Source organism: Janthinobacterium sp. HH102 (assembly GCF_001758625.2).
Classification (GTDB): Bacteria; Pseudomonadota; Gammaproteobacteria; order Burkholderiales; family Burkholderiaceae_D; genus Janthinobacterium.
This window is the reverse complement of sequence record NZ_CP062062.1, coordinates 1,685,694-1,709,393: the sequence shown is the minus strand read 5'-3', so window position 1 is coordinate 1,709,393 and position 23,700 is coordinate 1,685,694. Positions and strand designations below refer to the sequence as shown.

The following is a 23,700-nucleotide window of genomic DNA, read 5'->3' as shown; positions in this document are numbered from 1 at the left end:
GTTGCGCACGTGCCAACATCGACAGCCTGCCCGCTCAGGCCGGGTCGTGGCCGCTGGCGCAGGCGTGCGGGGCGGCACCGGCGGCGACCGCACTGGCGCCGGCGGCCGCATTGCAATCGGCGCAGCGGCCGTACAGGGTCAGTTCGTGGCGCTCGACAATAAAGCCTTGCGGCGCCATGCGCTTCAAGTCGCCCGGGCAATCATGCACATCGAACACGCGCTGACACGTGGTGCACTGGAAATGGTGATGGTGGTGATTGGCGGCCGTGTTCGACTCGTAGCGCGGGTTTTCGCCCGGCAAGGTCACCACGTGCACCTTTTCCTCCAGCACCAAGGACTTCAAGTTGCGGTAAACGGTGGCGATGCCCAGTTGCGTCACCTGCAAGCTGGCCTGTTCGAGGATTTCCTGCGCCGACAGGGGGCGCTGGGCCGACTCGATGGCGGCTTGAATAGCGGTTTTTTGACGTGTTGTGCGTTCCATAGCCGACAGAATACACCATCCGCCTGTATCTACTGCCCGGAAAAACTGCCACACATTAATGATAATGGGTTATCATTATCATCTTAGGGCAGGCTATTTCCTGTTCATGCGCTGCCCCAACCCTGCCAACACCGATAGCTGATAAAGGAATTCGTGCCCATGTCCGTCCGTCCTCACCAACCCACTCCCCTCGCGCTGGCCATCATGCTGGCCTTTGCCGCCCCCGCCAGCGCCCTGGCGCAACAGGCAGCCACCTTGCCTGCCGTCACCGTTTCGGCCAGCGCGCTGGCCCTGGGCAGCGACGACATGAGCACCCCCGTGACCGTACTGGAAGGCGAGGAACTGGTGCGCGCCCGCGAAGCGACCCTGGGCGAAACCCTGGCCGGCCAGCCCGGCATCACGTCCAGCCATTTCGGCGCCGGCGCCAGCCGCCCCATCATCCGCGGCATGGATGGCCCCCGTGTAAAGATCCTGTCCGACGGTGCCGAAGTGCAGGATGCCTCGACCATCAGCCCCGACCATGCCGTCGCGGCCGAACCGATGCTGTCGGAACAGATTGAAGTCTTGCGCGGCCCGTCCGCGCTGGCCTACGGCGGCGGCGCAGTCGGCGGCGTCGTCAATGTGATCGACAAGAAAATCCCCACCCGCGTGCCAGCCAAAGGCTTCGAAGGCAGCGCGGAAGTACGCGCCAACTCGGCCGCGCGCGACAAGGCGGGCGCCTTTGAAGTGACTGGCGGCTCCGGCAACATCGCCTTCCACGCGGAAGGCGTCAAGCGCGACGCGAAGGAATACAAGGTCGGCAGCGGCTGGGAAGGCGGCTCCAAAGTGGCCGGCAGCTACAACAAGACGGACACGGGCAGCGTGGGCGTGTCGTGGGTGGGTGAACGCGGCTTCCTGGGCCTGGCCTTCACCAGCCAGCATGCGGAATACGGCTTGCCTGGCCACAACCATGAATTCGAGAGCTGCCACCCGCATGGCACCCACCTGCACTGCGGCGGTCATGAAGGCCACGGCCACGGCGACGAAGAGGAACATGACCACGATCACGAGCATGAAAGCGTGCCCTACGTGAAACTGAAGAGCGAGCGCTGGGATGTGCGCGGCGAATTGCGCGACCCCGTGCCCGGCTTCGCCAAGCTGCGCCTGCGCGCGTCGTTTACCGATTACAAGCACGATGAAATCGAAGGCAGGCAAATCGCCACCACATTTAAAAACAAGGGCCACGACGCGCGCCTGGAAATGGAACACCATCCCGTCTTCGGCTGGCGCGGCGTGGTCGGCCTGCAAACGTCGAAGCGCGATTTCTCCGCCCTGGGCGAGGAAGCCTACGTGGCGCCGACGGTCACGAAGAAGCACGCCGCCTTCCTCGTGGAGGAATACAAGCTCGACCAATGGCGCTTCGAGGCGGGCTTGCGCCACGAATGGCAAGACATCGCGGTCGACAGCGCCACCTTGCAGGACCGCAGCGCCAAGGGCACGTCGGTCTCGCTGGGCGCCGTGTGGAAATTCGCGCCCCAGTATTCGCTCGGTTCGACCATTTCGCGCACCCACCGCCTGCCCAGCGCCGAGGAACTGTATGCGCACGGCGTGCACATGGCCACGGCCACGTATGAACTGGGCAATCAAAACCTGGGCAAGGAAACGTCGAACAATATCGACTTGACCTTGCGCAAATATGCGGGCGCCACGACCTTCTCGGCCAGCGCCTACCGCAACAAGGTCGACAACTACATCTTCGGCAGCACGCTGGACAGCCATGAAGGCTTCCAGCTGATCCAGTACGCCCAGCGCGACGCCACGTTCACGGGCGTGGAAGGGCAAGTGCGCCAGCAACTGAACCCCATGTTCGGCGCCAGCGTGTTCGGCGACTACGTGCGGGCCAAGCTGGCCAACAATGGTGGCAACTTGCCGCGCATTCCGGCCCAGCGTTTTGGCGTGAAGGTCGATGCCAACTGGCAGGCATGGAGCGGCGTGGCCGAGTTCTACCGTGTGGGCAAGCAAGACAAGGTGGCCGCGTTCGAAACGGCAACCCCGGGCTACAACATGCTGAACCTGTCCGCCAACTACGACACGCGCATCGGCACGACGCCGGCCCAGTTCTACATCAAGGCGAACAACCTGACGAACGAACTGGCGTACAGCCACACTTCATTCATCAAGAATGCGGCGCCTTTGACGGGGCGCAATGTCACCGTCGGCATGCGTGTGACTTTCTAAGCTGCTTGAAACGTAGGTCGGCTTAGCGCGCAAGCGCGTAAGCCGACAACACCATGGTCCGGACAACTGCTGGGGTCAGACCCGTCCGGGGGAATTTTTTCCAATGGGGAAAATTCCACTCCCGAAGGGACTGCCCCCGGATTTCCGCTGAGTATGCATCGCATTATTCCGTCGCTCCGATCAAATCTATCCTGTCCGTGCAAAACCCATCCACGCCCCAGGCCAGCAGCTCACTGGCCCGTTCGGGCGTGTTGACGGTGTAGCAGAACAGTCCCAATCCCTCCTCTTTGACTGCCAGCGCCAGCGCGCGCGTCAGTTGCGTGTGGTCGCAATGGAGCGCTACCACATCCAGTTCCTTCACCGTGCGCGCCCAATCGTCCGGTATCCGTTCGACCAGCCAGCCGCGCGCCAGTTCCGGTGCCGCCTGGCGCGCCGCTTCCAGGGCGGCGATGCTGAACGACGAGAGCAAGGGCAATAACTCTCCTTCAGCAATTTCCTTTGCAAAATAATCGCGCGTGGCCTGCGCCACCGTCTCGCCCGTCGGCACGTCGAAGCCGGGCGCCGGCTTGATCTCGATATTCATCCAGATGTGCTGCGCCTTGCAATACGCCGCCACGGCCTCGAACGTGGGCACGCCCTCGCCCGCAAACTGCGGGCCGAACCAGGCGCCCGCCTCCATCGTTCCCAGCTGTGCGGCCGTGTAATCGTTGACGTGGCCGCTGCCGGCCACCGTGCGGCCCAGCTCGGGGTCGTGCACGACGACGGGCACGCCGTCGGACGCCAGCATGACGTCGAATTCCACGGCGCGGTAGCCGTAGGCCAGGCCGCAGCGCAGGGCGGCCAGGGTGTTTTCAGGCGCCAGGGTGCCGCCGCCGCGGTGCGCCAGGGTGCGTGGATAGGGCCACATGAGGAATCCTTTATAGCAAAGACTGTCTTGCCATACTATCCCGCGCCCATCGCGAAAAGTAAAGCGGCCCCGTTTGGCGGCGCGACGCTGCGAATGGCGACGCGCCGGCCCCGTTTCGTCGCAGCCCTGTTGCGCCCTGGCCTGCGCTGGCACACAATGCCCCATCGCTACCAGCAGACACTTCCATGAACTCAGACGCCCCTTCCGCCGACGCCCCCGCCAGACGCCGCTTTCCCTACTACCGCATGCTGCTCGACTCTCGCTATGCGCTGGTGCTGAACGCGATCTGCGCGCTGGTCATTACCTTCATCCTCAATCCGGGCAGCCATTTCGGACAAAACCTGATCGCCTCGATGTGCATCGGCACGATCGCATTCCTGCTGATCGACGGCATGCGCCTGACTTTATGGGGTGCGGACCAGCGGCCCAGACTCCTGCCCTTCATGCTCATCATCCTGCTATCCGTGCCCGTGGCGCAAATGCTGGGCCTGGTTCTGTTCGGCTGGCTGACGGGCGTGGACGTGGGCGGCTTCGACAAGCTGTTGCCCACGCAAATGATGGGCACGCTCGTGTTCACCCTGCTGGCCACGGGCGGCGCCGTGCTGTTTTTCTCCAGCCGCGAAAAGATTGCCCGGCTGCAAATGGTGGCCGCCGAGGAAAAGGCCCGCGCCGAATCCGTGGCGCGCCAGGCCATGCAGGCGCAGCTGCAACTGCTGCAGGCGCAGATCGAGCCGCACATGCTGTTCAACACCTTGGCCAACCTGCAGGGCCTGATCAGCTTTGATCCGGACCGCGCCCAGCTGCTGCTCGACCAGCTGATCCAGTATCTGCGCGCCACCTTGAGTTCCTCGCGCGCCGGGTCCACCACCCTCGCGCAGGAGTTTTCCCTGATGCAAGCCTACCTGGGACTGATGTCGATACGCATGGGTGCGCGCTTACGCTTTACGCTGGACTTGCCCGAGGCCTTGCGCAATATCAAGGTGCCGCCCATGCTGCTGCAGCCGCTGGTGGAAAATGCCATCCAGCACGGCCTGGAACCGAAGATAGAAGGCGGCCATATCCACGTGCAGGCGTCAACGGACGGCGGCGCGCTGGTGCTGACCGTCAGCGACGATGGTCTGGGCCTCGACCATCCGGGCCAGACCAAGGGCACGCAGCTGGGCGTGGCGAATATCCGTGAACGGCTGCACGGCATGCATGGCGATGCCGCCAGCCTGTCGCTGGCCCCCAACACACCGGCAGGCGTCATCGCCCGCCTTCAATTACCGATACACTCCACCACCGCGAGCCCCACGCCATGACAAGTTCCCCCCCGCGCGCCCTGATCGCCGAAGACGAACCCATACTCGCCGCCGCCCTCGCGCATGCCCTGCGCCGGCTATGGCCGGAACTCGACATCGTTGCCACCTGCGCCAATGGCGTGGAAGCCTTGCAGCAAGGCCTGGCGCTGCAGCCCGACATTCTATTTCTCGACATCAAGATGCCGGGCAAGACGGGCCTGGAAGCGGCCGAAGAGCTGGCCGAACAGTGGCCGGACGGCATCGCGTTCCCTCACATCGTGTTTGTTACCGCCTACGACGAATATGCGCTGGCCGCCTTCGAGCACGCGGCCGCCGATTACGTCTTAAAACCCGTCAACGATGCGCGCCTGGCCAAGACGGTGGAACGCTTGCAGCAACGCCTGCGCGACAGCGCCGGCGCCAGCGGGAGAGCAACGCCAGCGGCGGCAGCGGCGGCAGCCACTGCGGCGGCGCCGGTGGTGGCAACCGTCACAGCGGCCCCCAGCGACGACAACCTGGCCCGACTGCTGGCCCAGTTGCAGGCCATGGTGCCGCCCGCGCCGCGCCTGCAAATGATACGGGCGGCCGTAGGCAACAGCGTGCGCATGATCGCGCTGGCCGACGTCGTGTATTTCGAGGCGCTGGACAAATACATCAACGTCGTGTGCCAGGACAGCGAAGCGCTGATACGCACGAGCCTGAAGGAACTTTTGCCCCAGCTGGACCCGCAACAATTCTGGCAAATCCACCGGGGCACCATCGTCAATGCCAGCGCCATCGCCACGGCCGTGCGCGACGAGGCGGGCAAGCTGTCGCTGACCCTACGCCAGCATCCGGCGCAACTGCGTGTCAGCCCTTTATATGCCCATCTGTTCCGGCAGATGTAGCGCGCAGGAGCCAGGTTCTAGTGGAGCTGATGCTTCAGGTCCGATAGTTCATCGTGGACCTTGAGCACGGCGCTCTTCATTTCCGGCGTCACGCTGGTCGCCGTGCCGCACGCCCGTTTGGCGCGGTCGCCCAGCGATTCCATCTGGTCGACGGCTTGGCGGATGCGCGCATCGTCCTGCGTGTCGATGGCTTGCCGCACGGCGCTCTTTTGCTGGTCCAGCTGATTGATGCAATCCTTCAAGTCCATCGGCATGCCCTGCTGCTTGCCGCACAACTGGGCCGCCTGGCCGATCGCGTGTTCGATGGCGCCAAAGCGCCGTGCCACTTCCTTTACCTGCATCATGATCTGTCCTCCCATGGTATCGAGAGTTGGATCGTCAGGCCGGCCCAAGGTTCCCCGCCACGCGCCATGGCGTTGAAATTTCCATGGTGCACTTTTTTGTAAGCGCTTGTGACATTCTAGATAATTATCAAATCCTTCAGATACATTGGCGTACCTGAACCACCATGCCCTCCATGACCTCGCTGCCACCCCTGCCCCGCCGCGCTCCCGGCCTGCTGCTGATCGTCCTGCTGCACGCGGGGCTGGCCTATGTGATCCTGCAGTCGCGCCCCCGCCTTGCCGTTGACGAGCACTTGCCGCAGGGCCCGGCCATCGCCTGGCTGCGCCACACGCCCCCTGCGCCGCCCAAGCCGATAGCCTTGCGCAGCGCAAAACCGGCCGCTGAACATGTGCCGCGCCGAACCATACCGGCACCCGTCAGCCGCCCCCTGCCCCCGCCCGCCGCCGAGCCGGCGCCAGCACCGGCAATGGCGGAAGCGATCACGGCGCCGCCAGCGCCCAGCGCCGCCGATATCCTGGCGCAAGCCAAGCGCGACGTGGGCAAGATCGACAAGGATTTACGCAAGGAATTCCCGAAGCGGGGAGAACAGAAACTGGACGACACCGCCTTCAAGCGCATGCAGCAAGGCTTTGCCGAAGCCTACGCAGCCGTGCCGCCGAAATGGTACGAGGCATCGAAAATCGAGGAAGTGGGCGCGAATGAGGCCATGGGCAGCCGCACGTATAAAATCACCAGCGCGCTGGGCACCTTGTGCGTGACCACGCGCGCGGGCAAGCAGGGGGAAACGATGATCGGCAACTGCCCCAAATAGCCGGGCTCAGCCCACCGCTTCGCGCGCGCCCAGCGGCTGCAGATGGCGCAGGCGCAAGGCGATCAGCACGCCGCCGCCCAGGCATACGCCCAGCATGATGATGACGCCCGTCCAGCCGTCGAAGCCCCACATCATGCCCGAGGCGGAACCGATCAGGCTTGACCCCAAATAATAGAACAGCAGATAGAAGGCCGAGGCCAGCGCCTGCGGCGCGCGGGCGCGGCGGCTAACCCAGCTGCTGGCGATCGAGTGCGAGGCAAAGAAACCGAAGGTAGCCAGCGCCATGCCGATGACGATCAGCGGCAGCGAGTCGAACAGGGTCAATACAATGCCACTGAGCATCACCGACAGCATGATCCACAGCACGCCCCGGCGCCCCAGCCGGTCCACCAGGCGGCCCGCCCACACGGAACTGAAGATGCCGATCAGGTACAGAAAGGCCAGCAAACCGACGGTGCTCTGGCGCAAGCCAAATGGCGCGGCCAGCAGGCGGTAGCCGATGTAGTTATACAGGCTGACGAAACAGCCCATCAGCACGAAAGCCAGGCAGAACAGCCATGGCAAGCCCTGGTCGGAAAAATGTTGCTTGATCGCGTGCGGCAGCGCATTCCAGCCTCGGGTTGTGGGCACGAAATTCTTCGACGCGGGCAGGCTGCGCCAGAATTCCGCCGCCGCCAGCACGCCGGCCACGCCCAGCACGCCCAAGGCCCAGCGCCACGACAGGAAATCGCTGAGCATGGAAGCGATCAAGCGTCCCGACATGCCGCCAAACGCGCTGCCTGCAATATACAAGCCCATCGACAGTCCCAGCGACGGCCCCTCGATTTCCTCGCCCAGGTAAGCCATGGCCACGGCCGGCATGCCGCCCAAGGCAATGCCCAGCGCGGCGCGGATGGCCAGCAGTTGCGCATAATCCTGCGCGAAGGCGGACAAGATCGTCAATATCGCGGCGGAAAACATCGATGCCACCATCAGCGGCTTGCGCCCGACCCGGTCCGAGACGGCACTGAGCAGCACCAAGGAGATGGCCAGCAAGCCGCTCGACACGGACAGCGACCAGCTGCTTTGCGCGGGCGTCAGATGAAACTGGTGCGACAGCAGCGGAAACAGCGGTTGTATGCAATACAGCAGGCTGAAGGTGGAAAAGCCGCCAAAGAACAGCGCGCGGTTGCTGCGCTTGAATTCGATCGAGCCCTTGGCGATGGCCGTGCGGGGCGCGGGTGCGGCGGGAGAAACCGGAATGGCGGAAGAGGCGGCGGGGGCAAAGGCAAGCGATGAATCAGACATGGCCGTGTTTCGGAAAGGAAGCGAGTCTTCATCTTAGGATTGCCAACTCATATCGTCCAATATATATTCAAGGCCCAACTCATACTTTTAAAATATTACTTATATGGAACTGCGCCACCTCCGTTACTTTGTCGCCGTTGCCGAAGAGCTGCATTTCACGCGCGCGGCCGAGCGCCTGCACATCGGCCAGCCGCCGCTGAGCCAGCAAATCCAGGCGCTGGAAGCGGAACTCGGTGCGCAGTTGTTCGAGCGCAACAAGCGCTCCGTGCGGCTGACGCAGGCAGGCGCGCTGTTTCTCGACGATGCGCGGCGCATCCTGGCCCTGTCGGAACAGGCGGCCGTCACGGCGCGCCGGGCACAGCGGGGCGAAGCGGGCGAATTGCGCATCGGTTTTACCTTTTCCACGCCGTTCACACCCTACTTCGCGACCGTCATCAACCGCTACCGCCAGCAATTCCCGCACGTCACCTTGACCTTGCATGAAATGGCGACATTGCATCAACTGGAAGCGATCTCGGGCAGGACGATGGACCTGGGTTTCGTGCGCCCGCCGGAAACGACGTACCCGGACGACATCCGCCTGACCGAATTGCGCCAGGACCCGCTGTTCCTCGTGCTGCCCGTCGCCCACGCGCTGGCGGCCAAGGACAGCATCGCGATTGCCGACATGGCGGGCGAAGGCTTTGTCATGTATCCCAGGGATGCGGGCACGGGGATTTATCCGCAGATTTTTCGACTGTGCAAGGCCGCCGGCTTCGTGCCCCAGGTCACGCAGGAAGCGGGCGAAGCATCGACCATCATCGGCCTGGTGGCGGCCGGCTGCGGCATTTCCGTGCTGCCCGCCTCGTTCGACCGCATCCGCATGGATGGCGTGTGCTACCGCCCCATCGCCGACCCGCAGGCGACGACCAGTCTGTTATTGGCACAACGGGAAGAAGAGACGTCGCCGCTGGTGGCGGCATTCGTCAAGCTGGCCGAGGAAGCGGCGCTGGAAGGGGGAGCGTAGGCTGCAATGTCGGCTTACGCTGCGGCTGTGCCGCAGCTAAGCCGACCTACGGAACGCGCGCCGTCGTAGATACTGTTATCCCCGTCAAGCGGCGTGCAAGGCCGGATCAAATATTTTTCCCGACCTGAGCACGCCGAATGCCACGTGCACCAGCTTGCGCATCATGGCGCCGATGATCAGCTTGGGCGCTTTGCCGGCGTCACGCAGACGCTGACCGAAGCGCTTGCCCCAAGGCGTCTTATGCACTGCCACCATGGCCGGCATGTACAGTGCCTTGCGCAGGAAACTGTGGCCGACCTTCGACATGCGTGGCTTGCCACGCACGCTGGAACCTGACTCGTGCTGGCGCGGATCGAGGCCCGCAAACGCCACCGCCTGCTTGGCGCTGTCGAAGCGCTCAGGATTGGCGTAGTAGGACAGCAGCACGGGAATCGTGCGCTCGCCCAGGCCAGGGATGCTATCGAGCAATTCGCGCTTGCCGCGTAAATCCGGGTCGTCATCGATATGACGGCGGATCGCCAGGATCAGCGCCTTGATCTCGGCGTCGAGCCAGGCAATATGATCCTCGATACCCTGGCGTACCGCCGCGCGCGCCACTTCAAGCCGGTTGCTTTCCTGCTGGCGCATCGCTTGCAAGGCATCGAGGCGCAGCACCAGCGCGCGCAGCGATTGCTCGGCCGGCGATGGCGCCTGCCAGGGCTCTGGCTGGCGTTCATGGGCGAAGTCGGCGATCAGCTGTGCGTCGACCTTGTCGGTCTTGGTGCGCACCAGGCGTGAAGCGCTGAAGGCCTTGATCTGGGCTGGATTGATGACACTGACCACCATGCCAAGTCCAGCGAGATATTCGGCAACCCCTTCCCAATACGTGCCCGTCGCTTCCATGCACACCCTGGGGCTGCCGGCAGCATGCTTCAGCAGCCATGCGTGGAGCGCGGTGAATCCTTGACGGTTGTTCTCGACAACCTTGTTACGATGCTTGCCGTTGGGCAGGCGCAGCGCGCAGTCGAGCTTGGCCTTGGCAACGTCGATTCCTAAATTAAACATGCTGTGGTCCTCTTGCGATCTACCTTGCAAATGCGGGCTAACCGGCATGCCGGTGCCAAAGATACTGTCCGATCTTGACATGGAGGATGGGTAACTGGTGCGAGATCTACGGAGCTGGCTCGGGGCCTAAGGGCGGATACGGCATCCAGTTACCCGGTCTTGATATGCCTACCAAGATTTTGACAGCGGTCGATACCGTTCGCAATACCACGAACGGCATGAGGGGAATAATACAAGGTCGGATTAGCGGCGGCACGCCGCGTAATCCGACAACAGCGTTGGATTACGAATAATCCGCATCCAGCTCCGAACCCGCGTAATTCTCCAGGTCCTCGAACAGGCTCTTCATGCTGGCCCGCGTGAGGATTTTCTGCACCACGGTGCAGCTGCGGCGGTACGAAGCGATGCGGTCGAGCAACACCGGATGGTGCTGCACGGGCACCTTGGCTACCAGGGCGGCCCAGCCTTCCTCGAAGTCGGGCTTGTTCTTGCGCACGGAACGCACAAAGCGTTCAAACTCCTTTTGCCCCGTGCGCGCGACGATGCGCCCGCCGCCTTCGATGGCGAAGATGATGGCCAGGGCGATCACACCCTCGGCATTCAAGTCGCTGTCGCTGACGGGGCCGTTGTCGTGGTGACGGCGCAGCCAGCCGGCCAGGCGCACGACGGCTTGCACTTCCTTGCGCTGTTGCAACTGCAACGCATACTTTTCATAGCCGGCCCAGTTCTGGTTCGGGTCGGCCTGGCAAATATCGATGAACAGTTCGCGCAGGCGCCGCGCAAGGTAGACGGGGTCCTGGTCGTATTCGCCGACGAGGGCGTCTTCGGGCAGCTGCGACAGGTCCTTGATCAGGCGAAAGCCCACCTGGAACGCGTGCTCGGCGCCGTGCTCGACGAGGAAATCGAGGGCGGCCTGGTCGCCTTCATGCGTGACGGCCTGCTCCAGGCCCAGCGACACGCCGCCCACCGTCAGGTACAGCGCCTTCTGGATGCCGTCGGCCGTGCGTTCATTCGTGAACTTCTCGGCCACCATGGCCGTGATGCCCGTCAATTCGTCGGCCAGGTTCAGCGCCGCGTCTTCGCGCGGGTCGCCCGGCAACAGCTTGATGGCGCGCACCAGGCGCGGAAGATTCTCTACAACAATTGCTGGCAGCATTAGTGATTCCCTGCTTTCATTACGAGAAGATGCCCGTGCCCAGGCTGCGGCGCGTGCTGGAACGCGGCGCGCTGCGCGTGCTCGGCACTTGCTTGCGCAGACGGTACAGCAATTCCTTGGTACTGCGCTGCAACATGGTCGGTTCTTCATCCGGATCGTCCGAGTATTCCGCGTCGGCCAGGTCGGCGCTGTGGCGGAAGTCGGGGAACAGTTCGAACAGCGAGCGGTCCCAGCCGTCTTCATTCGCTTGCGCCAGTTCGATGGCCAGCGGCACGATATCGTTGTCGGACGAAGTCACGCCCGTCACGTACGGTCCCTTGATGACGATCTCTCCCGCCACTTCGAGGATTTCCTTCGGCGCCATCGAGAACAAAATGGCGAACGCCGTGGCGCCCCAGTCGGTGGCGGATGCTTCGAGCAGCAGCTCGCGGCGGCGCTCGGCGTCGTCGGTGGAAAACACCACGCCGTGGATGTGCGCGAACAGCGCTTCGGCGATGCGTTCCGGATCATCCTCGATCTGGTCGTCGCTCCAGGTGGCGGCGATGAAGGCCAGGCTGTCGGCCCAGGCTTTCGGCGGCACCAGCAAGGTGGCCAGCGACATCTTGCCGCCGTCGAAGCCGGCCAGGTGCAGGGCCGTCACTTGCGGCGGGATGGCGCTCAGCACTTCCACCACGGCCAGGTCGCCGTACTGGTCGGCCGCGTCCGCAAACGCCTGCTCGGCGTGGCCCAGCGAACCGGACAGCACCAATTCCGTGACCTGCTTCGTCAGCGCGGGCAGGTTGCTTTTTTGTTCATGCTTGTTATCGGCCATGGTCATCTCCATCCTGGTCAAACATCTGGGCGAAATCGTCGGTGGCTTCGTCTTCATCGTGCTCGTCGTCGCCGTCGTCATTGGCAGCCAGCTGGTCGAGCGACTGGTCGTCGTCGTCCCACAGGCGCGGATTCTTGTGCAGGAAGGCCGTGATGATGGCCTGACGCGCCAGGTCGGGGAAGCTTTCTTCGATGGCGGCGTACATCTTCGCCGCTTCCGGCGCGGCGCATGTCGCCATGGAAAACACGCGGGCCGGGTCGCCGAACTCGTAGTCTTCGCTTTCGGCCAGCAAGCCCTTCGGGTCGCTGAAGGTGATGTGATCGACCAGCGCGAAGGCCAGCATGTTCACGTCTTCGATGCCGCCGCCGCTCGCGTACTCGCTCACCAGTGCGTCGACCATGCTTTTGTAGTTCTTGCGGTTCGGCGGGTCGCCGAGGATGCCGTCGATCTGGCCTTCCAGCTCGCGCGACTGGTACGCGAATTCAGGGTGTACTCTTCTCATGCTGTGCTTTCCAATGTGATGCGCGGCGCTGTTACATTAAAAGCGCCGTTGTTGTTGTTTTTAAAATCATCCGGACTGTACCGCGTCTCACAGAACCGTAGCGAGCGGCAGTGAGGCTCGGCGCCCCCGTTGGCCTAAGAAGCGCAACCGTACTTTAGTACGGTGAGCATCGCAGGCCGCAAATCACGACGCGCAGTAGGTTATGTGAGACTCCCTCAATCGGCCGGTAGCACGGTGCCGTGAAGGCGGAACACGCCGCACCACAGGGCATAGGCTTCCGCTTCCGGATCGATGATGATGCGGTGGTTCACGCTCTGGTCGTATTCGGCGCGCTTGGCCGGGTCGGCCAGGATTTCATACGCCTTGGTGACGCTCTTGAAGCGCGCCTCGGCGCCGGGGGCCTGGTTGCGGTCGGGGTGGAAGCGCATGGCCAGCGAACGGTAAACCTTCTTGATTTCATCGTCGCTGGCATTGGGCGCGACACCGAGGACGTTATACAAATTTTCCATAAATGGCTCCGGGGTCACGTTTTGTTTGCTAATTAAAGGCGAATTATCCTATAGAACGGCGCCCGCGTCGCTTGCATGCTGGGATATGGGGCCAAATACGTGCTTATAAAGCGCTTGCGGTACGGTAAAATGCTTTTTACTGTCACTCTTCCGCATTGATCAATGAGCAACGATAAACCGAATACCGCCGCGCCAGCGCTGGCGCCCAATTTCTTGCGTAACATCATCGAAGCCGACCTGGCTGCCGGCGCGCACGTGCGTCCCGGCCTGCCCCAGGTGATCACGCGTTTCCCGCCGGAGCCGAACGGCTACCTGCACGTGGGCCACGCCAAGTCGATCTGCGTCAACTTCGGCCTGGCGCGCGATTACGCCGGCCAGTGCAACTTGCGCTTCGACGACACCAATCCGGCCAAGGAAGAGCAGGAATACGTCGACACCATCATGGACAGCGTGAAATGGCTGGGCTTTGACTGGGAGCCGAAGACTGCCGATGGCCAGAGCCACCTGCACTACGCGAGCGATTATTTCGACCAGCTGTACGCGATGGCCGAGTACCTGATCACGGCCGGCTTTGCCTACGTGGACAGCCAGAGCGCCGAAGACATGGCCGCCAACCGGGGCAATTTCGGCCAGGCCGGCAAGAATTCGCCGTTCCGCGACCGTCCGCGCGACGAATCGCTGGCCCTGTTCCGCGCCATGAAGGCGGGCCAGTTCAAGGATGGCGAGCACATCCTGCGCGCGAAGATGAGCGAAGATGCCATGAGTTCGCCGAACATGAACTTGCGCGACCCGGCCATCTACCGCATCCGCCACGCGCATCACCACCGCACGGGCGACGCCTGGTGCATCTATCCGATGTACGACTACACGCACCCGATCTCGGACGCGCTGGAAAACATCACGCATTCGATCTGCACGCTGGAATTCCAGGACCACCGTCCGTTCTACGACTGGCTGCTGGAAACCCTGTCGGCCGGCGGCTTCTTCCAGCAACCGGTGCCGCGCCAGTTCGAGTTCTCGCGCCTGAACCTGACGTACATCGTCACCAGCAAGCGCAAGCTGCGCCAGCTGGTGGAAGAACACATCGTCGACGGCTGGGACGACCCCCGCATGCCGACCCTGGTGGGCATGCGCCGCCGCGGCTACACGCCGGAAGCGATCCAATTGATGTGCGAACGCACGGGGGTGACGAAATCCGACGGCTGGATCGACTATAGCGTGCTCGAAGGCTGTTTACGCGAAGACCTGGACCCGAAGGCGCCGCGCACGGTGGCCGTGCTGCGTCCGCTGAAGTTGATTATTGACAACTTCCCCGAAAACGAGAGCGTCGAGTGCACGGCGCCCGTGCACCCGCACTTCCCGGAACGGGGCTTGCGCACCTTCCCCATCTCGCGCGAGCTGTGGATCGAGGAAGACGACTTCATGGAAGTGCCGAACAAGGGCTATTTCCGCCTGTATCCGCCCATCGACGACAAGCCGGGCAGCAAGGTTCGCCTGCGCTACGGCTATGTGATCGAGTGCACGGGCTTTGACAAGGATGCCGAAGGCAAGGTCATCGCCGTGCATTGCAACTATTTCCCGGACAGCAAGTCTGGCACGGAAGGCAGCGCCAACTACAAGGTCAAGGGCAATATGCACTGGGTCAGCGCGCCGACGGCGATTCCCGCCGAAGTACGCCTGTACGACCGCCTGTTTACGGACCCGCAGCCGGACGCGGGCGGCAAGGACTTCAAGCTGGCCCTGAACCCGCTGGCCAAGGAAGTGGTGCAGGCGTGGCTGGAACCGGGCGCGGAACTGGCCCAGCCGGAACAGCGCTTCCAGTTCGAGCGCCACGGCTACTTCGCGGCCGACCGGGTCGATAGCCAGCCTGGCAAGCCCGTCTTCAACCGCATCGTCACCCTGAAAGACAGCTGGCAGCCCGCAAAATAAGGCGCCGGACGACCCACAAAAAAACCGCTGCGGCGGTTTTTTTTCGTTTCAAGAACATATGTCACCCCAGAATATTGCCTGTTGACTACATTCACGATAATTTTGTATATTAGGCAGCTATTGAGCAATTTGCAATTTCAATAGCGCTTGTATAACACAGTCGCCCAGGCGGCCCCCGATTCCTCTTCCTGATGCGGATGGCGATGTCTTCTACTGCCAGCGAACACCCCTTATCTGCTGAAAAAAGACCGCTCTGGCTGCTCGGCTTCGTGATGTCGATGGTGGTGGGCTTGCTGTTCTACATGGCTGCCTCGCTGTCGATCGAAAACGACGCCAGCGAGCTGTTCGACAATCTGGCCCGCAATACGCGGAAAAACATCGAATCGCGCGTCAAGTCGTATGCCAACCTGCTGCGCGGCACGGCCAGCCTGTTCCACGCCAACGAACACGTGAGCCGGGAGCAATTCCACCGCTATGTGGCAAACATTGCCCTGCAACAGAACTACCCGGGCGTGATGAATCTCAATTACAGCCAGGAACTCGACGACGCGCAGCGCAGCGCCTTCGAAGCGGCCATGCAGCGCGACTATCCGCCCGGGCGCGACGGCTATCCGGCGTTTGCCATCCATCCACCCGCCCCGCGCGCCCGTTATTCCGTGCTGGTGTACATCGAGCCGATTGCCAGCGCCCCGGAAAAGTATGGCAATGACATCGCCGCGCGCCCCCTGATCGCGGAAATGCTGGCGCAGTCGCGCGATTCCGGGCAGGTCAGCAATTCCGGCGTGCCCGTGCCGATGGAAGGCCGGCCCCAATTGACAGGCATGGCCATGCGCCTGCCCGTGTACCGCTACGGCATGCCGGTCGATACGGTGGAGCAGCGGCGCGCCGCTTACCAGGGTTCCGTCGGCATCGGCTACGACCTGGTGACAATGATGCGCAGCGCGCTGGCCGACATGCCGGTGCGTAACGTGCGCCTGACCCTGTTCGATATCGGCCCCCAGGCGCGCGAAGCACTGAACTTGCCGCACGACATGCGTCCCATCTTCGACAGCACGACGGCGGGCATGCATGCGCCGTGGTGGCTGCCCGGCAGTTCGGGCCGCTACCTGAGCAGCACGATGCTGATTGAACACAATGGCCGCGTCTGGCAAGCGCTGTTCAGCGTGCGCAAGAGCGACCTGTATACGCGCTTCGACGCCTTCTTGCCATGGCTGGCCCTGCTGATCGGCTTTGCCAGCGCCATGCTGCTGTACATGCTGTTCCACACGCTGGCGTCGTCGCGCCGGCGCGCCATCCAGATGGCGACGGGCATGACGGAGGAATTGCGCGCCAGCCAGATCCGCCTGCAGCTGTCGCACCAGAAACTGCGCCGGCTGGCGGCCCACGCCGACCAGATCAAGGAAGAAGAGCGCAAGCGCATCGCGCGCGAAATCCACGACGACCTGGGACAAAACCTGCTGGTGCTGCGCATCGATGCGGACATGCTGGCCTCGCGCACGCAGCGCCGCCACCCGCGCCTGAACGCGCGCGCCCGCTCGACCCTGGAGCAGATCGACGCCACCATCAAGAGCGTGCGGCAGATCATCAACGACTTGCGCCCTACCGTGCTGGACCTGGGCGTGAATGCGGCCGTCGAATGGCAGGTGGCGCAATTTCGCCAGCGCACGGGCATCGCCTGCGAAGTGCATGAAAGCCATGGCGACATTTGCCTCAGCGACCAGTGCGCGACGGCCCTGTTCCGTATCCTGCAAGAGTCGCTCAGCAATATTTCCCAGCATGCGAATGCCAGCCGCGTGCATGTCAAGCTGGAAAAGTGCCGCGATACGGTATCGATGAGCATCAGCGACAACGGCGTGGGCGCGGCCATCGACGGGCGCAACAAGCTGGGCTCGTTTGGCCTGGTGGGCATCGAGGAACGCATCAAGTTGCTGGGCGGCACTTTCTACATCGAAAGCAGCCCCGGCGCCGGCATGAGCGTACACGTCAGCGTACCGCTGGGCGCGGACGCCACCGCGTTTCCCTACCAGGAAGAAAGCCGGGCCAGCAGTTGATCGGCGCCCGCCCGCATGAAGCAAGCTCAGCTTGCATATTTCGTAATTAGATGCAATATTGATGTTGAACAACTCAGCGCCCGCCCGCCATGGGCAGGCATTCCTCGACTACTTGCCAGGAGTACACACCCGCCGCCTTCCCTTGTTTCACCGTATTTCCCACAACGCTCTTTACAAAAGGACATTCATGGATACGAACGACAGTTTCAAAGCAATTGCCGATTTGAATTTGGACGCGATCAAGGTCAAGCTGATGCACCGGGAGTCAGGCGAAGGATGGAGCCTGGAAAAGGCAAATGCGGTGGAATTTGAATACCGCCGCTTCCTGATCCTGATGAAACAGTTTCCGGAGGAAGAAACGGCGCCACTGATGGATGTCGATACTTTCTGGCACTACCACATCCTCGACACCCTGAAATATGCGGCGGACTGCGAGCAGGTGTTCGGTTACTTCCTCCATCACTTTCCGTACATCGGCTTGCGCGGCGAAGACGACGAAGCGGCGCACCATCGCGTGGGCGAGCGCATGAAGCAGTTGTATGAGCAGACGTTCGGAGAAGATTATATCCGCGCAGAAACGGCGTATTCGGGGCGCGCCGTACAGGCGGCGTATTCGGGACGTGCGGTACAGGCAGCGTATTCGGGACGCGCGGTACAAACAGCATTTTCCAGTGCCGCGGTACAGGCCACCGCTTACTCGGGCCGGGCCGTGCAGACGGCGTTTTCCAGTGCGGCCGTGCAGGCGACGGCGTATTCGGGCCGCGCGACGGGCGCTGCCAGCACCGCGTTTTCCAGCGCGCCGGCCTCTCTGACCGCAGCGGTGGTCAAATCGTCTTCGACTGGCCTGGAACTGGGGCGCTTCTATGTCGATCGTCCGGTACTGAACCGCGACCCGCAATAGAACGGCGGAAAACAGATGTGGCTGCCGCACGCGGCAAGCCTGACTTACCCAGACGGCACCTCTCAGTTTGCCGTCTGTCAGGCGCTCTTAGGCAGCCATCAACTCGCGCAGTTCACGAATGCTGAAATCGCTGATTTCATGCATGCGGATGAGGATCGTGGCGCCGATCGGCAAGGTGTTGTGACGAATCTTGCTGATAACAGGTGGCGCCACTTCCAGAGCTCGCGACAAGGCGGCATCGTTTTTCAGTTGCAGCTTGTCGATGATCGCATCGAGGACGCGATTCGGGTTGTAGGTAGGCAAAGAAGTAATTTGTTTGAGAGACATGATCAAAAATCCGTACTTGTTGTATTAGAGCAAAAAGAAGCCGAATGCCTCTTTCGCTATAATTCAGGGTAAACACACTAAAAAGCGCCATCACTTATGCGGCTTTTACGCCACAAACAATATAATACACGCTATTGTTGATTTTTGCGTAACTTAAAGCAAAATTGTGATAATTGAAGAGAATTGACGCACTTGGAATGTGCTAGAGGATAACCCAAATCGGAAAAATTTGCTGCAAGTCATCAATTTTTACAATGAGGAACGCCGCTGCGCATGAGCCAGGCAATCGCCATGAGGGCGCCCAGGCGAGCGATTTCCGTCGATAAATGCCAGCCTTGCGCGACCACGCCGGCCGGGGTGGCCAAAAGGCAGTTGCATGAAAAATCGTCGATGCGGCACCAGGCCAGTTGCCGGCGAATTTCATCGGGCGGCGGCGGCGGCTGCAGCGCACGTTCGCGCCGGCGCATATACGCGCGGACCTGCTCCTTGCTGGGGTGACTCGTAGCTCGCATGGCTCGCTCCTGCTGACGGGAAACAGCGTCGCGCTAATTGTAGATGCCGAGCCCGCCACAAGAGCCCGGACGCGTGACGACATTGCTCACCATATCGCCAGCGCGCCATGACACGTTTGCGCTGCATCAAATGGCACGGTCCCGGCGTTGCGCCGCAGCCCGTGCTGCCCCGCGACCTGACGGCCAGAGGCACAGCACGCCATTTTTATTTCTTTTGCTGACGCACGCGCTGTTGTTGTTTTTCCTGCGTTTGCTGACGGTTCTGCTTGCGCTCGAACAGGGCGACCGCATCTTTCTTGGCTTGCTCCACGGTACGCATTTCCTCATGCGCATCGTGCGGGACAAAAAATTCGGCGTCCTGCGCCGCCACGACCAGCTTGATGGCGGCATCGTCATCGAGGTCGTACAATTCCGTCAGGACGGTGGTGACCTCGTCCAGGTATGCTTCGTAAGTGAGGGTGCTCATGCTGTCTTCCTTAAGTGAGTGGCGCAACGCGGGAACGGCGCGCTGCGCGCCGGCCCAGCAAAGTGCGCAGATAACCGGCCATTTTACCCGATGCGGCCCCCGCCGGCTGCCAGCGCCTGCAAGGCATCGGCCACGCGCGCGTAGCGCAGGCGCACGCCCAGCTCGCGCTTGATGCGCGTATTGTGCAGGCGGCGCGATTCGGACATGAACGACAGCAGCATCGGCGTGACCACTTGCCGCAGCTCGGCACGGGGCAGGCGCGGCGGGCGCGGCAGCCCAAACGTATCGGCCACGGCATCGAAATACTCGGCCATTTTGAGTTCGCTGTCATCGCTGGCGTGATACACGCGTCCCGGCTTGCCATGCCACAAGGCCCGTTCGATGATGCGCGCCAGGTCATCGGCATGGATATGGTTGGTGTACACGTCGTCATCCGCGGCCAGGGCCGGCGTGCCTTCGCGCAAACGTTTCAGGGGCAGGCGGTCTTCCGCATAGATGCCCGGCACGCGCAGGATGGCCACCGTGGCGCCGCGGCGCGCGCCCCAGCCACGCAAGACCTGTTCGGCGTCGACGCGCCGCTTCGCGCGCGCATTGGCGGGCGCCACAGGCCGCGTTTCATCGACCCAGGCGCCGCCGCAATCGCCGTACACGCCGCTGGTACTCACATACACCATGCGGGCATGCTCGGGTAAAATGGCGGCCAGATTGCGCGTGCGCCGGTCCAGCAAGCCCGACGACAGGGGCGGCGCCAGGTGCACCACGTACGGCGCCAGTCCCGCCAGCCGTTTCAGGCTGGCGCGGTCGTCGAGATTGGCCACGATGGGCACGGCGCCGGCCGCGCGCAGCTGCGCGCAGCGGGCCGGCTGGCTGGTGACGGCAAAGACGCGAAAACGCGCGCGCAGCAGGGGCAGCAGCCGCATGCCGACGTCGCCGCAACCGAGGATCAGCAGGCGCGGCAGGCCCACCGGCTTGCGCAAAGAGTGCATTAACATATTTTTCATCTCAAGGATTGTATGACTTTTCAAGTTACTGTTCAGCCCAGCGGCCACCAGTTCAGCTGCGAAGCGGACGAAACCGTGCTGGCGGCGGCGATACGCGCCGGCGTGGGCTTGCCGTATGGCTGTAAAAATGGCGCCTGCGGCTCGTGCAAGGGCAAAGTGCTTGCCGGCACCGTCCAGCACAAGGCGCACCAGCAGCGCGCCCTGACGCCGGAAGAGGAAGCTGCCGGCTTTTCCCTGTTCTGCTGCGCCACCACGGAAGCCGACCTCGTCATCGAAGCGCGCGAAGTGGCGGGCAGCAGCGACTACCCGATCAAGAAAATGCCGTCGCGCGTGACCACCATCGAGAAGGTCGCCCCCGACGTCGTCGTGCTGACCCTGCAGTTGCCGGCCAGCGAGCGCCTCAACTACCGCGCCGGACAGTATATCGAAATCATGTTGCGTGACAACAAACGCCGCAGCTACAGCATGGCCAGCGCGCCCGCCGAAGGCGGTCCCGTGACCCTGCACATCCGCCACCTGCCGGGCGGCCTGTTCACCGACCAGGTGTTCGGCACGATGAAGGAGCGCGACATCCTGCGCTTCGAAGGCCCGATGGGCACCTTCTTCCTGCGCGAAGACTCCGACAAGCCCGTCGTGCTGCTGGCCTCGGGCACGGGCTTTGCCCCGCTGAAAGCCATCGTCGAGCACATGATCAGCGAGCGCTCCACGCGCCCGATCACCCTGTACTGGGGCGGCCGCCGTCCGCACGACCTGTACATGGACGCGCTGTGCCGCCAGTGGGCCGCCGACTTGCCGCAGTTCACCTATGTGCCCGTCGTCTCGGAAGCCTTGCCGGAAGACGAATGGCGCGGCCGCACGGGCTTCGTGCACCAGGCCGTCATCGCCGACTTGCCCGACATGTCCGCATATCAGGTGTATGCCTGCGGCGCGCCCGTGATGGTCGATGCGGCCCACCGCGATTTCGTGCAATTGTGCCGGCTGCCAGCCGACGAGTTCTACGCCGACGCTTTCACGACGGAAGCCGACCTGGCCAAGTAAGCATCCAGACAGCGGGGTGCTGCTGGCGCGGCATCCGCTGCCGTCACCCGCCCCACCCCGCTGTTTCCTGGAAATGTCATGTCTCTCGCTTCTGCCGGCAACGGCTTCAGTATCCTGCGTCACCGCAACTTCGCCTGTTACCTGTCCGCCCGCGTGCTGGGCACGGTCGCCGTGCAGATGCAAAGCGTGGCCATCGGCTGGCAGGTGTACCAGATCACGGGCAGCCTGTTCGACCTGGGCCTGATCGGCCTGGCGCAGTTCGCCCCCTTCCTCGTCTTGATTTTACCGGCCGGCCACGTGGCCGACCGCTACAACCGCCGCAACATCATCGCCTGGTGCCTGACGGCGCAGCTCGCCTGCGCGCTGGCCCTGCTGGCGTTTACGTTAAGCAATATTTCCATCGTCTGGCCCGTGTTCGCCGTGCTGGTGCTGTTCGGCAGCGCGCGCGCCTTCATGATGCCGGCCACGCAAGCCGTGCTGGTCAACATGGTGCCCACGCAACACTTCAGCCGCGCCCTCGCGCTCAGTTCGTCGAGCTCGCACGTGGCCATCATCCTGGGACCGACCTTGGGCGGCCTGCTGTATTACTTCGGCCCCAAGGTCGTGTATCTGATCTCGTCGGCCTTGCTGGTGCTGTCCGTGCTGCTGATGCGCGCCACCACGCCGGCGCCGCAAGTGGTCAAGCGCGAGCCCGTCAGCTGGCATACCTTGCTCGAAGGCTTGCGCTTCGTCTGGTCGAAACCCATCGTGCTGGGCGCCATTTCGCTCGACCTGTTCGCCGTGCTGTTCGGCGGCGCCACGGCCCTGCTGCCGGCGCTCGCGCACGACGTGCTGCATATCGGCCCCAGCGGACTGGGCCTGCTGCGCACGGCGCCCGGCGCCGGCGCCGCCCTGTGCTCGATCGCGCTGGCCCTCTTTCCCATCACGCGCCGGGTGGGCGCCTGGATGTTCGGCGGTGTGGCCGTCTTCGGCCTGGGCACCCTGGTGCTGGGCAGCACCAGCTATTTCCCGCTGGCCCTGGCGGCGCTGTTCCTGATGGGCGCCGGCGACATGGTCAGCGTCTACATCCGCCACCTGCTGGTGCAGTTCGAGACGCCGGACGAAATCCGCGGCCGTGTCAGCGCCGTCAACGCCGTCTTCATCGGCGCCTCGAACGAACTGGGCGAATTCGAATCGGGCTTGACGGCCGGCTGGTTCGGCCTGGTGCGCGCCGTGCTCTTCGGGGGCGCCGCCACCCTGGCCGTGACGGGCGTGTGGGCCGTGCTGTTCCCCGTGCTGTCGCGCATGGACCGCTTCCCCCACCACGAAAAGGAAGCGGCCGCCAGGACGCCCACCGCGACCGCAAACTAAAGGCTAAGATGCGCTATTGCCACTGACGAACTTGCACCATGAAAATCACGCTTCCCTTGCACGGCTTCATCCGCAGCCGCCCCCACCTGAGCATGGCCACGGCCATCGGCGTGGCGGTCGGCCTGCTGTTGCCCTCTTCCTGGCAACAGATGACGCGTTTGCTGACGGCGTGGAATGTCGCCGTCTGGTTCTACCTGGCGACGATGGCCTGGATGATGATGCGCGCCAACCATCACAAGGTCAAGGTGATGGCGGCGCGCCAGGATGAGCGGGCCACCACGGTGCTGTCGGCCCTGTCCGTCGCATCCGTGATGAGCCTGGTGGCCATCGTCTCGCAACTGTCTTCGATGAAAGACATGGCGCCCGACGAGCGCGCGCTGCATTACGGCTTGACAATCCTGACACTGGTCGGTTCCTGGTTCCTCGTCGGCACCCTGTTCTGCTTCCACTATGCCCACCTGTATTACCAGGCCGACCCCGCAGTACGCCCCCTGAAGTTTCCCGACGACGAGCAAAACCCCGATTACTGGGATTTTCTGTATTTCGCCTTCACCATCGCCGTAGCCGTGCAAACGTCGGACGTTTCCGTACAGACGCGGCTGATGCGGCAGATCGTGCTGGGGCAATCCGTGCTGAGCTTTTTCTTCAACCTGGTCGTACTGGGGCTGTCGATCAATATCGCGGCCGGCCTCATCAATGGATAAAGCTGGCGCCGGCTTGAAAAGATTCCGCGAGGAAACTTGACCTGGGTGTAGGGTTAAGCTCATCTTAATCGTGCGCACCCTCTTGAAATACTGGAAAGAGGAGTAAGATAAGTTCCATGCACAGACGTCATGTGCATGAGGCAGCAACCAGGCCGCAGCACGCCTGAGATGGGTTTTT

The 23,700-nt window shown here is 62.9% G+C and carries 24 protein-coding genes; 11 read left to right on the top strand and 13 right to left on the bottom strand.

Annotation, left to right across the window (positions count from 1 at the left end):
- Window positions 1–34 precede the first annotated feature (34 nt).
- Window positions 35–481 carry a transcriptional repressor gene (locus tag JAB4_RS07670; protein ID WP_070221861.1) on the bottom strand — a complete coding sequence of 149 codons (447 nt, stop codon included), beginning with the start codon at window positions 479–481 and terminating at the stop codon, window positions 35–37.
- 159 nt (window positions 482–640) lie between these two features.
- On the opposite strand from JAB4_RS07670, the gene JAB4_RS07665 reads away from it, so the two are divergent.
- Entirely contained in the window at window positions 641–2,698 is a 2,058-nt protein-coding gene (locus tag JAB4_RS07665; RefSeq protein WP_070221862.1) for a TonB-dependent receptor, read from the top strand.
- A 163-nt stretch (window positions 2,699–2,861) separates the two neighbouring features.
- Here JAB4_RS07665 and ugpQ read toward each other — a convergent pair whose 3' ends face one another.
- Entirely contained in the window at window positions 2,862–3,605 is a 744-nt protein-coding gene (gene ugpQ, locus JAB4_RS07660) for a glycerophosphodiester phosphodiesterase (protein ID WP_070221863.1), read from the bottom strand.
- Window positions 3,606–3,790: 185 nt separating this feature from the next.
- On the opposite strand from ugpQ, the gene JAB4_RS07655 reads away from it, so the two are divergent.
- Both JAB4_RS07655 and JAB4_RS07650 read left to right on the top strand, forming a co-directional pair.
- Window positions 3,791–4,906 carry a histidine kinase gene (locus tag JAB4_RS07655; protein ID WP_070221864.1) on the top strand — a complete coding sequence of 372 codons (1,116 nt, stop codon included), beginning with the start codon at window positions 3,791–3,793 and terminating at the stop codon, window positions 4,904–4,906.
- Window positions 4,903–5,772, top strand: coding sequence for a LytTR family DNA-binding domain-containing protein (locus JAB4_RS07650; RefSeq protein WP_070221865.1), 870 nt, complete (start codon window positions 4,903–4,905; stop codon window positions 5,770–5,772). Before JAB4_RS07655 ends, JAB4_RS07650 begins: the two co-directional genes overlap by 4 nt.
- Window positions 5,773–5,789: 17 nt before the next feature.
- Here the strand turns inward: JAB4_RS07650 and JAB4_RS07645 are convergent, their stop codons facing one another.
- Window positions 5,790–6,116, bottom strand: coding sequence for a hypothetical protein (locus tag JAB4_RS07645; protein WP_070221866.1), 327 nt, complete (start codon window positions 6,114–6,116; stop codon window positions 5,790–5,792).
- 164 nt (window positions 6,117–6,280) lie between these two features.
- Here JAB4_RS07645 and JAB4_RS07640 point away from each other — a divergent pair, with 164 nt between their 5' ends.
- Window positions 6,281–6,928, top strand: coding sequence for a hypothetical protein (locus tag JAB4_RS07640; protein WP_070221867.1), 648 nt, complete (start codon window positions 6,281–6,283; stop codon window positions 6,926–6,928).
- A gap of 6 nt (window positions 6,929–6,934) precedes the next feature.
- Here the strand turns inward: JAB4_RS07640 and JAB4_RS07635 are convergent, their stop codons facing one another.
- Window positions 6,935–8,215: an MFS transporter gene (locus JAB4_RS07635; RefSeq protein WP_227742114.1), complete on the bottom strand. Its 1,281-nt coding sequence runs from the start codon at window positions 8,213–8,215 to the stop codon at window positions 6,935–6,937.
- 103 nt (window positions 8,216–8,318) lie between these two features.
- Here JAB4_RS07635 and JAB4_RS07630 point away from each other — a divergent pair, with 103 nt between their 5' ends.
- On the top strand, window positions 8,319–9,221 hold the full coding sequence (locus JAB4_RS07630) for a LysR family transcriptional regulator (protein ID WP_070221868.1): 903 nt from the start codon (window positions 8,319–8,321) through the stop codon (window positions 9,219–9,221).
- 84 nt (window positions 9,222–9,305) lie between these two features.
- Here the strand turns inward: JAB4_RS07630 and JAB4_RS07625 are convergent, their stop codons facing one another.
- From JAB4_RS07625 to JAB4_RS07605, 5 genes are all read right to left on the bottom strand, one after another.
- Window positions 9,306–10,265: an IS110 family transposase gene (locus tag JAB4_RS07625; RefSeq protein WP_083289991.1), complete on the bottom strand. Its 960-nt coding sequence runs from the start codon at window positions 10,263–10,265 to the stop codon at window positions 9,306–9,308.
- Window positions 10,266–10,548: 283 nt separating this feature from the next.
- Window positions 10,549–11,421: a hypothetical protein gene (locus JAB4_RS07620; RefSeq protein ID WP_070221378.1), complete on the bottom strand. Its 873-nt coding sequence runs from the start codon at window positions 11,419–11,421 to the stop codon at window positions 10,549–10,551.
- 19 nt (window positions 11,422–11,440) lie between these two features.
- On the bottom strand, window positions 11,441–12,232 hold the full coding sequence (locus tag JAB4_RS07615; protein ID WP_070221377.1) for a hypothetical protein: 792 nt from the start codon (window positions 12,230–12,232) through the stop codon (window positions 11,441–11,443).
- Complete coding sequence (locus tag JAB4_RS07610) at window positions 12,222–12,734, bottom strand: hypothetical protein (protein ID WP_070221376.1); 513 nt, start codon at window positions 12,732–12,734, stop codon at window positions 12,222–12,224. Before JAB4_RS07610 ends, JAB4_RS07615 begins: the two co-directional genes overlap by 11 nt.
- A 215-nt stretch (window positions 12,735–12,949) precedes the next feature.
- Window positions 12,950–13,243 carry a DnaJ domain-containing protein gene (locus JAB4_RS07605; RefSeq protein ID WP_010395442.1) on the bottom strand — a complete coding sequence of 98 codons (294 nt, stop codon included), beginning with the start codon at window positions 13,241–13,243 and terminating at the stop codon, window positions 12,950–12,952.
- A gap of 162 nt (window positions 13,244–13,405) precedes the next feature.
- Between JAB4_RS07605 and JAB4_RS07600 the strand changes: the two genes are divergently transcribed.
- The 3 genes from JAB4_RS07600 to JAB4_RS07590 all read left to right on the top strand — a co-directional run bounded on the left by JAB4_RS07600 (window position 13,406) and on the right by JAB4_RS07590 (window position 18,124).
- The gene (locus tag JAB4_RS07600) at window positions 13,406–15,172 is read left to right on the top strand and encodes a glutamine--tRNA ligase/YqeY domain fusion protein (RefSeq protein ID WP_070221375.1); all 1,767 of its coding nucleotides are present in this window, start codon (window positions 13,406–13,408) and stop codon (window positions 15,170–15,172) included.
- Window positions 15,173–15,375: 203 nt separating this feature from the next.
- Window positions 15,376–17,223 carry a CHASE domain-containing protein gene (locus JAB4_RS07595; RefSeq protein WP_227742113.1) on the top strand — a complete coding sequence of 616 codons (1,848 nt, stop codon included), beginning with the start codon at window positions 15,376–15,378 and terminating at the stop codon, window positions 17,221–17,223.
- 61 nt (window positions 17,224–17,284) lie between these two features.
- On the top strand, window positions 17,285–18,124 hold the full coding sequence (locus tag JAB4_RS07590; RefSeq protein ID WP_343216245.1) for a hypothetical protein: 840 nt from the start codon (window positions 17,285–17,287) through the stop codon (window positions 18,122–18,124).
- An 87-nt stretch (window positions 18,125–18,211) separates the two neighbouring features.
- Here JAB4_RS07590 and JAB4_RS07585 read toward each other — a convergent pair whose 3' ends face one another.
- From JAB4_RS07585 to JAB4_RS07570, 4 genes are all read right to left on the bottom strand, one after another.
- Window positions 18,212–18,451, bottom strand: coding sequence for a hypothetical protein (locus JAB4_RS07585; protein ID WP_029496207.1), 240 nt, complete (start codon window positions 18,449–18,451; stop codon window positions 18,212–18,214).
- Between the two features lie 242 nt (window positions 18,452–18,693).
- Window positions 18,694–18,963: a hypothetical protein gene (locus tag JAB4_RS07580; protein ID WP_070221372.1), complete on the bottom strand. Its 270-nt coding sequence runs from the start codon at window positions 18,961–18,963 to the stop codon at window positions 18,694–18,696.
- A 205-nt stretch (window positions 18,964–19,168) separates the two neighbouring features.
- The gene (locus JAB4_RS07575; RefSeq protein WP_070221371.1) at window positions 19,169–19,429 is read right to left on the bottom strand and encodes a hypothetical protein; all 261 of its coding nucleotides are present in this window, start codon (window positions 19,427–19,429) and stop codon (window positions 19,169–19,171) included.
- An 83-nt stretch (window positions 19,430–19,512) separates the two neighbouring features.
- Window positions 19,513–20,430 (bottom strand): SDR family oxidoreductase, encoded by a 918-nt coding sequence (locus JAB4_RS07570; protein WP_070221370.1) that lies wholly within the window; start codon window positions 20,428–20,430, stop codon window positions 19,513–19,515.
- A 12-nt stretch (window positions 20,431–20,442) separates the two neighbouring features.
- Here JAB4_RS07570 and JAB4_RS07565 point away from each other — a divergent pair, with 12 nt between their 5' ends.
- From JAB4_RS07565 to JAB4_RS07555, 3 genes are all read left to right on the top strand, one after another.
- On the top strand, window positions 20,443–21,468 hold the full coding sequence (locus JAB4_RS07565) for a CDP-6-deoxy-delta-3,4-glucoseen reductase (protein ID WP_070221369.1): 1,026 nt from the start codon (window positions 20,443–20,445) through the stop codon (window positions 21,466–21,468).
- Window positions 21,469–21,546: 78 nt separating this feature from the next.
- Window positions 21,547–22,818 carry an MFS transporter gene (locus JAB4_RS07560; protein WP_070221368.1) on the top strand — a complete coding sequence of 424 codons (1,272 nt, stop codon included), beginning with the start codon at window positions 21,547–21,549 and terminating at the stop codon, window positions 22,816–22,818.
- Between the two features lie 38 nt (window positions 22,819–22,856).
- The gene (locus JAB4_RS07555) at window positions 22,857–23,522 is read left to right on the top strand and encodes a DUF1345 domain-containing protein (protein WP_070221367.1); all 666 of its coding nucleotides are present in this window, start codon (window positions 22,857–22,859) and stop codon (window positions 23,520–23,522) included.
- Window positions 23,523–23,700 lie beyond the last annotated feature (178 nt).